Origin of the sequence: Marinobacter sp. NFXS9, assembly GCF_040148665.1 — a bacterium.
GTDB lineage: Bacteria > Pseudomonadota > Gammaproteobacteria > Pseudomonadales > Oleiphilaceae > Marinobacter_A > Marinobacter_A mangrovi.
This window is the reverse complement of record NZ_JAGDDW010000007.1, coordinates 74139-86228: the sequence shown is the minus strand read 5'-3', so window position 1 is coordinate 86228 and position 12090 is coordinate 74139. Positions and strand designations below refer to the sequence as shown.

General features: G+C 64.2%; 10 protein-coding genes. 1 reads left to right on the top strand and 9 read right to left on the bottom strand.

Annotation, left to right across the window (positions count from 1 at the left end; translation table 11 throughout):
• Nucleotides 1-10: 10 nt before the first annotated feature.
• From J3364_RS12475 to J3364_RS12465, 3 genes are all read right to left on the bottom strand, one after another.
• Entirely contained in the window at nt 11-205 is a 195-nt protein-coding gene (locus tag J3364_RS12475; RefSeq protein ID WP_349558665.1) for a hypothetical protein, read from the bottom strand.
• A gap of 84 nt (nt 206-289) precedes the next feature.
• A complete protein-coding gene (locus J3364_RS12470) occupies nt 290-2266 on the bottom strand; it encodes a ribonuclease R family protein (protein WP_349558664.1) in 1977 nt (658 codons plus the stop codon).
• Between the two features lie 148 nt (nt 2267-2414).
• The gene (locus tag J3364_RS12465) at nt 2415-2975 is read right to left on the bottom strand and encodes a hypothetical protein (RefSeq protein WP_349558663.1); all 561 of its coding nucleotides are present in this window, start codon (nt 2973-2975) and stop codon (nt 2415-2417) included.
• 102 nt (nt 2976-3077) lie between these two features.
• Here J3364_RS12465 and J3364_RS12460 point away from each other — a divergent pair, with 102 nt between their 5' ends.
• Complete coding sequence (locus J3364_RS12460) at nt 3078-3434, top strand: EF-hand domain-containing protein (RefSeq protein WP_349558661.1); 357 nt, start codon at nt 3078-3080, stop codon at nt 3432-3434.
• A 117-nt stretch (nt 3435-3551) separates the two neighbouring features.
• Here J3364_RS12460 and J3364_RS12455 read toward each other — a convergent pair whose 3' ends face one another.
• From J3364_RS12455 to J3364_RS12430, 6 genes are all read right to left on the bottom strand, one after another.
• Nucleotides 3552-6320, bottom strand: a complete 2769-nt coding sequence (locus J3364_RS12455) for a heavy metal translocating P-type ATPase (RefSeq protein WP_349558660.1) — start codon at nt 6318-6320, stop codon at nt 3552-3554.
• The gene (locus J3364_RS12450; protein WP_349558659.1) at nt 6317-6757 is read right to left on the bottom strand and encodes a MerR family transcriptional regulator; all 441 of its coding nucleotides are present in this window, start codon (nt 6755-6757) and stop codon (nt 6317-6319) included. Before J3364_RS12450 ends, J3364_RS12455 begins: the two co-directional genes overlap by 4 nt.
• A 79-nt stretch (nt 6758-6836) precedes the next feature.
• Nucleotides 6837-7163: a hypothetical protein gene (locus J3364_RS12445; RefSeq protein ID WP_349558658.1), complete on the bottom strand. Its 327-nt coding sequence runs from the start codon at nt 7161-7163 to the stop codon at nt 6837-6839.
• Between the two features lie 79 nt (nt 7164-7242).
• Nucleotides 7243-9513, bottom strand: coding sequence for a putative bifunctional diguanylate cyclase/phosphodiesterase (locus J3364_RS12440; protein WP_349558657.1), 2271 nt, complete (start codon nt 9511-9513; stop codon nt 7243-7245).
• A gap of 183 nt (nt 9514-9696) precedes the next feature.
• The gene (locus J3364_RS12435) at nt 9697-10647 is read right to left on the bottom strand and encodes an AEC family transporter (protein WP_349558656.1); all 951 of its coding nucleotides are present in this window, start codon (nt 10645-10647) and stop codon (nt 9697-9699) included.
• A 6-nt stretch (nt 10648-10653) separates the two neighbouring features.
• Nucleotides 10654-11922 (bottom strand): HD-GYP domain-containing protein, encoded by a 1269-nt coding sequence (locus tag J3364_RS12430; protein WP_349558655.1) that lies wholly within the window; start codon nt 11920-11922, stop codon nt 10654-10656.
• Nucleotides 11923-12090 lie beyond the last annotated feature (168 nt).

The window sequence follows — 12090 nt, the reverse complement described above, 5'->3', positions numbered from 1 at the left end:
AAACCGGGTTTTATTCTTCTGATTCGTCTTCGATGTCTTCAGGGTGTTCGTGCCGATACCGTTCCCAGTCTTCCCAGTCATGAGGCGTCCCGGCGTGGGGACGCTTCAGGTGACGGGCGTGGTCGAGTGCCCGACCGCGCAGGCTGTGGTCTTTCTCGTCCTCTTCGTCGAAGCCGTACTTCTTGAGGAATTCATCGGGTCGCATGGTTCACCTCCTGAGGGGTGGTGCCAGGCTGTTTCGGGGACGTTCATTCGACTATGAGCGTCCCACTCGGTCTTTTCAAGAGCGTTATGCCGGGTCCGGGGTCTCGCTGTCGCTGGTTTCCGCCAGTTTGAACTGCACCTGACGCTTGTCCGCATCCACACCGGCAAAGGTCACGGTGACCGGCTGGTCGAGCTGGAAGATACGCTCTTCCGGGCCCGTCAGGCGCAGGGTCACCGGGTCGAAGCTGTACTTGCCGGTCATGTCCCGGGTGGTCACGAAGCCCTCAATACCGTTGCTGTCCAGACGCACAAAGAAACCGGCTGAGGTGGTCCGGGAAATCACACCGGTGTGGGGCTGCTTGCCCAGTTGCGGCGCATACAGCGACTTCAGCCACTGCTCCAGGGCGTTGGCCGCCCGGCGGGCGTTGAACTGGGCGTCCTGCAATGCGGCCATGGCCTCGGCGCTCATGTCCGCTTTCTTACCGTTCCACAGGGCGGCCCGCAGCAGGCGGTGGACCTGGAAGTCGGAATACTTGCGCAGCGGCGACGTAAAGGTGGTGTAGGCTGGCAGCCCCATGCCCTGGTGCGGGGCCGGGGTGGCCGAGAGCTCCGCACGGGCCAGCTGGCGCATCAGGATGGACTTGACCGGGACCTCGGACTCGAGCTTTTCCGTCGCCCGCATCAGCTCGCGGAAACCCTCGGCGCTGGTGATGTCCAGTTCGGTCAACTCGGGCGCATAGCGCTTTAGCAACTCGCGGATGTTGTCGAGCCGATCATCCCGCAGGCCGGGATGGGTGATGAACAGACCGCTCGGGCTATTCGCCTCGAGCGCGCTGGCGGCACAGCGGTTGGCGGCGACCATGCACTCTTCCACCAGTCGGTGGGCTTCGTTCTGCTGGGACGGCTCGATTGCGCGGATATGCCGGTTCTCATCCAGGCGCAGGCGGAATTCCGGGCGATCCTGGCTGAGCAGGGCGTGTTCCTCGCGCCAGCGGCGCAGGGCGTTGGCGGCTTGCGCCAGTTGATCGATATTGGCACTGACCGCGTCCGGCAGGGCCTGGATCTCTTCGTCGCTGCGCCCGGCAATCACGCCGTCCACCAGATCGTAGCTGAGCTTACCGTGGGAGCGGATGACCGCTTCCTTCAGGCTGAATTCGCCCAGTGACCCGTCGTTGTTGACCTGGATGTCGCACACGACCGCCAGCCGCCGCACGTCCGGCACCAGTGAACACAGTTGGGTGCTCAGGGTGTCGTGCAGCATCGGCCGCGGCTCGCCCGGGAAGTAGATGGCGGTCGCGCGCCGTCTGGCCTCTCGCTCGACCGGTCCGTTCACCAGGAGCAGCGCGGTGGGGTCGGCGATGGCGACGGACAGGGTCCAGCCGGTGGCGTTGGGAACGGCGCAGAGAGCGTCGTCCATGTCCTGGGTGCTGGGGCTGTCGATGGTCACGAACGGGTCGCCGGTGCGGTCATCGCGGCCTTCGGCCTGCTGCGCCACCCGATCTTCGCTGAGCTGTTCCAGCTCGTCTGCTGCATCCTGCGGCCAGTCTTCATTGAGGTCGTACTGGGCCAGGGTGACGGCGCGTTCGATGCCGCTCCGGTCGGGTTTGCCCAGTACGCGCAGGATACCGGCCTGGCCCTTGCCGTCCTTCACCGGATGTTTGGCCACCTCGCAGTAGATAAAGTCACCCGGTTCGGCCCCGGCGCGCTGCTTGGGCGGAATGAACAGCCAGTGATTGAGCCCGGGGGTTTCCGGTGCCACGAAATGCCCCTTGCCGCGGACCTTATAACGGCCGACAAAGGTTTTCAGCGGCGATTCCAGCAGCTTGTCCACCTGGCCGTAGGTCTTGCCCTTCTCGCCTTCGTGTTCGGTGACTTCGACACGGTCGCCGGGCAGCACGCGCTGCATCTGCTCCTGGGGCAGGTACAGGTCACGGCCGTCGTCCAGTGCCACGAAGCCGAAACGGCCGTTGGTGGCCTTGACCGTGCCGGGGTGAACCACCTTGTTGGCTTCGATGTCGGTTTTGAGCTGGCGCAACTGCGAAAGGGCGTCGGCGTTTAGCATGCGATGGAACCTGACTGGCGGGAACTTGAAAATGGATCGGCAGTATACCGGTTATGGCGCGTGTCGTCAGATGGGAAATGGTGACGATCGTGCAACGGCGCGTTGGACCCTGAGGTTGCCGAGCGCAGTCGCTTTTGCAACATCCCTTCTACCAGCCCAGACCGAAGTGGGGATCCGTCATGAACATAACGCCGGTGTAGGCGCCGGCCAGGGCCAGGCTGGCGGCGAAGGCCACCAGACTCCAGTGCAGGGTGTGCCGGGCATCGCGTCGGGCCAGACCGAGACCGAGGATAACCCCGATCAGCGCCACCAGCAGCAGCGTCAGCGCCAGGGTGACCTGGTTGACGGTCCGGATGGCGCCGTTGTTATCGTCGCCGAGGTCCAGGCTGGCCCGGGTCTGGGGCGCCTGGATGCTGTAGCGATAGAACGGCCAGAAGCGGCCGCAGCGCAGCACGACTGGCTCTCCCAGAGCCGCTGGTGCGCGCCCGGCAGCGGGTAGCAGCTGGGTACCGCAGTCGGTGTCCAGTCGATCCAGTTCCGGCGTATTGACATTGGTGAACGTCAGGCTGGGGCTGAACAGTGCCTCGCCACGGAGCTGGAACAGAGTGTATTCCGCCAGACTGAGGCTGTAGCTCAGGCTGCCGTAGAGAAACAGCCCGATCAGGAGTATCTGCAGTCGTTTCGGGCGTTTGCCGGTAGTGTTCCGCATGATCCTGCAGGTCCTCGGTCGCGCTCTGGCAGCAGGTGGCAGTCCAGGGAATGTCGGCCATACTGTGGACAGACGATCTGCATCCTGCCGGGAGTCTCAAAAATGATAAAACCCACCGCAGTTTACGCGATCTTGCCGCTTGTCGTCTTCCTGGGCGCCTGTGCCGCGCCCCCGGATCAGAAACCGCAGACCCGGAAGATGGCGGACGGCCCGCGGGGCCAGTTTGAGTGCGCCGATCGCAACAGCAACGACTACATTGACCGGGCGGAGCTGGTCTACTTACGCCAGTGCGGCGTCGGGGAGGACCTGCGCTGCGGCTCAGTCCCCGACACGATGGCGCCGATCCCGGCCAAGGACGAGTTTGAAGGCGGCCGCCGCATGCTGGAAGTGATGGACGCGGACGGCGACAACCGCATCAGCAAGCTGGAATTCCGCGCCCACTGCAACAGCAATCGCTGAGCTCTTTGCCTCAGTGGTGGTGATGGGACGAATCGTCACCGGACGGGCCGCTCAGCCAGAACCAGTAGACGATAAAGGCGGCCAGCAACAGGCCGGCGCCATTGATCAGTAACGTGCTCATGAGGATGCCTTCTGGCGTTTGCCGGGTTTGAAAAAGCGCAGCCGGTTGGCGTTGGAAACCACGGTCACCGACGACAGCGACATGGCCGCCCCCGCCAGGATCGGGCTCATCAGGATGCCCCAGACCGGATACAGGATACCGGCGGCAATGGGCACCCCGAGGCTGTTGTAGGCAAAGGCCCCCAACAGGTTCTGGCGGATATTGCGCACCGTAGCCTGGGAGATCTCGATGGCATCGGTGACGCCCTGCAGGGAACTGCGCATCAGGGTGATGGACGCGCTCTCGATGGCCACATCGGTGCCGGCACCGATGGCAAACCCGACATCGGCGGCGGCCAGGGCCGGGGCGTCGTTGATGCCATCGCCCACCATGGCCACGCGCCGCCCCTCGTCACGCAGCTCTTTGACGATGCTGGCCTTGTCTTCCGGCAACACGTTGGCATGCACCTCGTCGATACCGGCCTGGCGGGCAATCGCCCGGGCGCTGGCTTCGACGTCGCCGGTGAGCATCACGACACGAATGCCCTGGTCGGTCATGCGGGCGATGGCCGCCTTGGAGTCGTCCTTGATACGGTCGGCGACACCGATGACACCCAGCGCTTGTGCGCCCCGGGCCAGGAACAGCGGTGTGCCGGCGTCGTTCGAGATGGCCTCGGCCGCGTCGCGCAGGCCGGACAGGTCCACGCCTTCGTTTTCCAGCCAGCGGCGGTTGCCCAGACGCAGTGTCTGGCCGTCCACCTGGGCCGTGAGGCCCTGGCCGTTCAGGGCTTCGAAGCCGCTGCTGCTGAACCGTTCCACCCCCCGCTCATCGGCGGCGGTCAGGATCGCCTGCGCCAGCGGATGTTCGGAGTGTTGCTCAAGACCGGCAGCCAACCCCAACAGCTCGTTCTCGCTGACACCGTCCGCTGAAACCAGCTGGGTGACACGGGGTTTGCCTTCGGTGATGGTGCCGGTCTTATCCAACACCACCGTGTCGAGCTGGCCGGCCAACTGCAGGGCTTCCCCCTGACGAATCAGGATGCCGTGTTCGGCGGCTTTACCCACGCCGACCATCACCGACATGGGCGTGGCCAGCCCCAGCGCGCAGGGGCAGGCGATGATCAGCACCGTGGTGGCGGCCACCAGCATGTGCGCCGCTGCCGGGGCCGGGCCGACGTTGTACCAGACCAGCGCTGCGGCAATGGCGATGAGTAGGATGGTGGGAACGAAAATCGCCGAGATCCGATCCGCCAGCCGGCCGATGGGTGGTTTCTCGCCCTGGGCTTTCTTCACCAGCTGGATGATCTGGGCGAGGGCGGTTTCCGAGCCGACCCGGGTCGCCTGGCACACCAGCGCGCCGCTGCTGTTGATCGTGCCGGCGGACACCTCGTCGTCTTTGGCCTTGTTCACTGGCATGGGCTCACCGGTGAGCATGCTTTCATCGATGCGGCTTTCGCCTTCAACGACCACCGCATCCACCGGGACCTTTTCGCCGGGGCGCACGCGGAAGTGATCACCCACCTGCACCTCTTCAACCGGGATGTCGACCTCTTGACCGTCGCGGATGACCCGGGCGGTGCGGGCGCGCAGGTCGAGCAGACGGCGGATGGCCTGTGACGTCCGACCGCGGGCGCGCAGTTCCAGCGCCTGGCCGAGGTTGATCAGGCCGATGATCATGGCCGATGCCTCGAAATAGACATGCCGGGCGGCTTCCGGCAACAGCTCCGGCGCCAGCACGACGCCCATGGAATAGAGCCATGCGGTGCCGGTACCCAGGGCGATCAGGGTGTCCATGTTGGCGTTGTGATGGCGAAAGGCCTTCCAGGCTCCGGTGAAGTAATGGCCGCCGGCCAGCACCAGCACGGCGAGTGTCACGGCGCCGACGATCAGCCAGCCGATGCGGGTGTCACCATTGACGGCCATGGTGCCGCCGAACAGCCCCCAGGCCATCAGCGGAAGGCCCAGTCCCAGGCCCACGGCCATCTTGATCAGCAGGGTCCGGTATTCCTTGCGGCTGGCGGCTTCCTTCTCGTCATCCACCGCATCCTGGTCGTGAATCTCGCTGGCTCCGTAGCCGGCGCTGCTGATGGCCTGGATCAGGGCATCGGCGCTGGCATGCCCCTGGGCCGTGGCGGTCAGGTCGGCCAGGTTCATGCGCGCCTCGGTCACGCCGGGAACCCGCTGCATGGCGGTTTCGATGGTGCGGACGCAGGAGGCACAGGTGGCTCCGGTGATCGACAGGTGGATCTCGCCATCGTCGGCGTGGGAGCCGCTGCCGGATCGGCCCTGTGACGGCGTGGCGGCGGATGTTGCAGGCTCAGGCGGGCCGCTGTCCGCCTCTTCGGTGTCAACGGCGTCCGCCCGTTGTGCCGGATAGCCCGCGTCGGAGATGCGCTGGACGGCCTCTTCCACGTCGATACCGGCGGGTAGGGTAACGGTCTGGCTCTCCAGGTCGATATCAATATCATCCGCTGCGTTTACCAGCGGCGTCACCGCCTCCCGGATCTTCTTGACGCAGCCCTGGCAGGAAGCGCCGCGGATGGTCAGGGTCTCGCCAGCTTTTGCCTCCAAGGGCCGGGCCGGATACCCGGCGTCGGTCACCCGCTGGGCGGCCGCTTCGGCATCGGTGGCTTCCGGCAGGGTCACGCGCTGCCGGTACAGGTCGACGGTGACCTGCTCCGGATCGGACACCAGATCGGCCAGGGACGCGCGGATCTTGCGCACGCAACCCTGACAGGAGGCTCCCTGGATGGCCAATTGGATGGGGTGTCGCGTTGCGGTGTTCATGCGTGCCCTCCTGGTTTGGCTGTTTTCGCTTCGGAGTCGTCCCAGTGTTCAATCAGGCGGCAGATCGTGTGACCGTCCGGCGTGCCGTCGGGCATGTTTTCCCAGACCGCCATGGCATCGCGCATGCGATTGCGCAAGGCTTCCAGTTCGGCCAGGCGGTCTTCCACGTCCTGCAGGCGGCGCTCGAAAATGTCGCGCACCATGGGGCAGGGTGAGGTGTGATGGTCGGCTTCCCCCAGGATGGACTGGATCTCGCTGAGCGCGAATCCCAGCTGACGGGCCTTGCGGGCGAACTGCATGCGCTGGAGATCGTCGCTGGAGTAGATGTGGTAGCCGTTATCCGGGTTGCGCTGGGGATGCAGTAACCCTTCCCGCGTGTAAAAACGCACGGTCTCCGGATTCACACCTGCGGCGCGGGCCAGTTCGCTCACCTTCATGGGACACTCTCCCCGATGGATTCAGGGACAGTTTAAAACCCTTGAGCAACTCAAAGGTCAAGGGTTTTCTGGGCAAGCGTCAGCGGGATTGGCGGGCGCGCAGGACGGTGCCGCAATGCCGGCATTGATCCGGCGCCTGCAGCTTGGCCTGCCAGCCGATGCGATGGTCGCAGGCGGGGCAGCGCAGACGCAGCTGCAGCACGATGATCGGGGCAATCAGCAACACCAGAAGCGGCCCCAGCGCGCCCCAGTCCTGGCCGCTGGACAATCCCAGTTGGCTGCTGAAGACCAGCAGGATGACCAGGGCCACAAAAGCAAAGATGAAATAGCGGCGGTTCCAGCGCTCCCAGCGCCGGACCTGTTGGTCCTGTTCGGCTGTCAGGTAGTGCGGGGAGGGGGTGTTCATAGTGCTCCGACCGGGATAAATGAGTGCGTATCTTATCGTGGTTTACGCGTGAACGCCGAGTTGCGTTCACCGGAGCCGGTCAGTCGGGCTGGTGTAGTGGGTTGGGCAGGCTGAATCCCCGTTTGACCAGTGCCTCCAGCTCCGATGCCGGCATGGGACGGCCGATCAGGTAGCCCTGGGCCAGGTCGCAGCGGTGGGTATTGAGGAAGTTGAGCTGGGCTTCGGTTTCGATGCCTTCGGCGGCGACCTGGATGCCCAGGTTGTGGGCCAGGTTGATCACCGCCCGGGTGATGATGGCGTCGTCGTGGCGTTCGGTCACCCGGGTGATGAACGAGCGGTCGATCTTCAGCAGGTCCACCGGGAAGTCCCGCAGGTAGGCCAGTGAGGAATAGCCGGTGCCGAAGTCGTCGATGGCCAGGTGCACGCCAATCTGGTGCAGGCGTTTGAGCTGGTCCAGGTTGTGCTCGAGGTTATCGATAAAGATTTCCTCAGTCAGCTCCACTTCCAGCTTGTCGGCGGTGACGTTGTTATCGCGCAGGGCCCGTTCGATGTTGCTGACCAGGTCCCGGTCTTCCAGCTCGCGTCCGGACAGGTTGATAGCGATTCGCAGGTGATCGAAGGGACCGCCCTGCCAGGCGGCCAGCTGGCGACAGGCCGCCATCGCCACCCAGCGCCCGATATCGGTGATGCGACCGCTCTCCTCGGCCAGCGGGATGAAGTCCACCGGTGGCAGCAGACCGCGGGTCGGATGCTGCCAGCGGATCAGCGCTTCCACGCTGCCGATCTGCTGGGTGGCCAGGTCCAGCTGAGGCTGGAAGTGCAGCACCAGCTGATCCTCACTGAGGGCGCGGTTCAGGTCCTTGTCCAGTTCCAGCCGGCGCACTTCCCGGTCCTGCATGCCCTCGGTGTAGAACTGATAGTGATTGCGGCCGTTTTCCTTGGCCCGGTAGAGGGCGACGTCGGCGTTGCGCAGCAGGATATCGGCATCCAGTCCACTCTGCGGGTAGATGGCCACGCCCATGGTGGCGGTGATCTGATGACTCTGTTCCTGGACCTCGAACGGGTCCACGAAGCATTGCTTGATCTGGCCCAGCAGCGCGATGACGTCGTCGATGTCGTCGATGTGCTGCTGGCAGATCATGAACTCGTCGCCACTGGAATAAGCCACCAGCACCCGTTCGCTGCTGAGCTGGTTCAGGCGCTCGGCCACCTTGATCAGCAGCTCATCGCCAAACTGGTGACCAAGGGTATCGTTGAGGATCTGGAAGCGGTCCAGGTCCAGCATGATCAACGCGACCTGGCGGTACTGGCGGTCGGCGATGGCCAGGGTGTGAGTCAGGTCTTCGACGAAGAAGCGACGATTGGCCAGGCCGGTCAGGCTGTCGGTGGACTCGATCCGGGCCAGATCCTGCTGCACCGACTCACGCTGGTAGATTTCGTTTTCCAGGGCGCTGCGGGCGTGTTCCAGTGCCCGGTTGCGGCGCATCACCGCCTGGGTCAGCCACACCAGGAGACTGATCAGCAGGCCCAGGATCAGGAAGCTGACCAGGGCAAGGTCCGGCCAGATGCCCTGGTGGTCTGTGGTCCACTCACGGGTTGGGGTGATCCGGAGCGTCCATGCCAGGCCCGGCACCGACAGCGAGGCTTCCTGCGACAGACGGCCGGCGATCGGGCTGTCGGGTTTGTTGGTGTAGCGGACCTGGCCGTCTTCTTCGATATCGACCTGGAAGTTGTCGTGGATGCGGGGCGTGATCAGGGCTTCGGCCAGACCTTCCATGCGGAAAACACCGGCGATGAAGCCGTGCCGGCCCCCTTCGTCGTCAACGATAGGGGCGTAGATGACAATGCCGGTGCCGCCCTGGCGCAACTCGATGATGCCGGAAAAGTCGGCCTCACCGGTGCGGGCAGCCTGCTTCAGACTGGCGAGTCGCTCGGCGTTGAAGGCGACGTTAAAGCCGACCACATTCTCGTTGCCCGCCAGGGGCGCCACCCAGCGAATGCGGTAGTCGGGAGCGATCCACTCGATGGCCTGGTAGTGGCGGAAGTCCCTCAGGTAGTGTTCGGCGTCCTCCTGCCAGATCTCCCGGGGCATATTCGGGCTGGCAGCCCGGCGTTCCGCCATCCGGCGCAAGGCATGGACATGGGCGGTGAAGTCGGACGCCAGTTCCCGCGACAGGGCGGTGGCCTCGGCATCCAGGGTCAGCTCCATCTGGTGCCGGACCTGGCGCTCGATGCCCTGCCAGAGGACCGCCGCCAGCACGATGAACGTCAACAGCAACACGGCCGGCAATGCGGGGCTGACGACCACCCGCATGAGCCTGGCGTACCACCTGGACGTTTCGTTATGCATGGAACTCCTGAAACACGACATTTGTCTGTTGTACTGTCCTCACATTCTCGGCCAGTACAACGAATACTTCAGTAGAGTTTACAAGTATTTGCAATTCATGTGTCAGTAATTTGCGGGAAGTCTCGGCATCGTGGCGCCAAATGGCGGCAACCTGTCGCGATAAGCGCCAGACATGCTCGATATCTAAATAAGGCCCAGAGTCCGTAAGGCGTAGATCCCCACACTCAGGCTGACCGGCGCCAGCAGGGTCGTCAGGGCCACGATACTGGCGGCCAGCTGGTGATTGCCCCCCATGGTGCGGGCCATGACGTAGCTGGCGGTGGCCGTGGGCGAGGCAAACATCGCAAACAGGGTGCCCAGCTCCATGGGTGAAAAGCCGAAAGGCAGCGCCGCCAGGGTGCCCACGATCGGCAGGACGACGAGTTTCAGGGCGGTGGCCACGAAGGCGGCGGCGGTGCCATGGCTGAGCGCGTCCAGGCTGAGGGTCGCGCCCACGCAGAGCAGGGCCAGCGGCAGGGTCATCTGTCCGAAGTAGGCGGCGCTGGTCAGAATCAGGTCGGGCACCGGCACCTTGAAAGCGGCCAGCGTCAGACCCAGCAGGATGCTGATAATCAGCGGGTTGCGGGTGATGCCCTGGACAATCTGGCGCCAGGACGTGTGCTGCCGGCCGCCGCTGGCGGTCAGGGCGTAGACCGACAGAATGTTATAGGCCAACGTAATGCCGGCCAGCAGGACCGAACCGACCGCCAGCCCCGTATTGCCATAGAGGCTGGCGCAGACGGCGATGCCGATGATGCCCAGGTTGCCGCGAAACGCGCCCTGCACAAAAACACCCCGATCCGGTCCGGAACCCGGCCACCAGGCACTGACGATCCAGAGCAGGACAAAGCTGGCCACGGTTACCGCCACACCAAATCCCACCTGCCGGGGATTGACCAGGCTGTCCAGATCCAGGTTGACCAGGCTGGTGACGATCAGCGCGGGCAGGGCCAGGTTGAACACCAGGCGTGAGCCGGTTTCCACAAAGGCATCGTCGATCCACTTCAGACGGCGCAGGAACCAGCCGGCGGCCATCACCAGGAAGATCGGGGCCGTCACGGACAGTGAAAACAGCAGGTTATCGAGATAGCTCACGGCGCCTCAGGCTGATTCAGTAATGGTCTCAATACGGCCTGACAGGGTGACTCCGTAGGCGCCATCCGGAAGGGGGGCGGTAATGGTGTAGAGCTGGCCGCTTGTGGTGCAGGGTTCGTCTTTGAGATCGATGGTCTGGGGCGGGACGGACTGTTTATCGGGCCCGAGCAGGATCTCTACCCGCGGGCGTAGTTTATAGGATGGGTGGTTGGAAATCACCACGGCCACTTCACCGGAATTGAGCTCCACCAGGCTGCCAGGGGGATAGACGCCGATCATGCGGATAAAGGCTTCGATCATGCCGGCATCGAACTGACGGTCGCGCTCGCGGTAGAGGATGCGCATGGCGTCGGTGGTGGGCAGCCCGGCGCGGTAGCATCGATCGCTGGTGATGGCGTCAAACACGTCGACGATCGCCACCAGCCGTGCGAAACGGCTGATCTGCCAGGCCTGCAGGCCGCGGGGGTAGCCGGCGCCATCGAGCCGCTCGTGGTGGTCGAGGCAGACGGTGGCCACGATCGGGTCCAGGTCCTGTTGCCGCAACAGATCATGGCCATGGCGGGTGTGCTGGCGAACGATCTCCATCTCGGCCGCGTTCAGGGCGCCGGGCTTGTTGAGCACCCGGTGCGGCACCTGCATCTTGCCGATGTCGTGCAGCAGCCCGCACAGCCCGGCGGTTTCCATGTCCACCGTCGACATCCCCAGGTAGCGGGCAAACGCCATGGCCAGGATGGCGACCCGCTGGCAGTGCTCTGCGGTGTAGGCGTCGCGATGCTTGATGCGGTTCATCCAGAACATGGCGCTGGGGTTGGCGGTGATGCTCTCGGCGCAGCGCTGGATCAGGGGGCGGGCCATCGACAGATCCACGTCGACGCCGCTCTCGACCCGGTCCAGCAGGTCACGGACATAGTCGCTGGTGGATTCGAAAACTTTTCGGGCGCGGGGCAGTTCCACATGGATCGGATGCTGTTCCGGCATGGGCTCGTCACGCCGGCGCCGCTGGATTTCGATCTGCTCCAGTACCGGTGTCAATTCCGTCGACAGGGCTTCCACCCAGACCCAATCGCAATACTGGCGGAGGATAGAGAGCTGGTCCGCGCGGTCGATGGTGAAGCCCTGAAACAGCACCGGTACTTCAGTCCACGGGCGATCCAGCTTGATGACGCGCATGCCGATGCCCAGCAGATCCACCGGAATCCGTGAACGAATCAGATTGTCGACGACGCGACGGGAAGCTTTGGCGGGCCTTCGGTTAGGTTGACGTCTGAACGGCATGACGCGACCGATCCTGACAATGAGCGTACGGTCAGTATTGCACGGGATCGGTCGCGTGACTGTGCGTTTGACGATGTTTTATACAATTATGCCGCAGTTGGCGTGTCAGAAGCCGATACCCGGCCCGGCCGTATAGGCTGATGCGACAATGAACAGGGCCGTGACGGC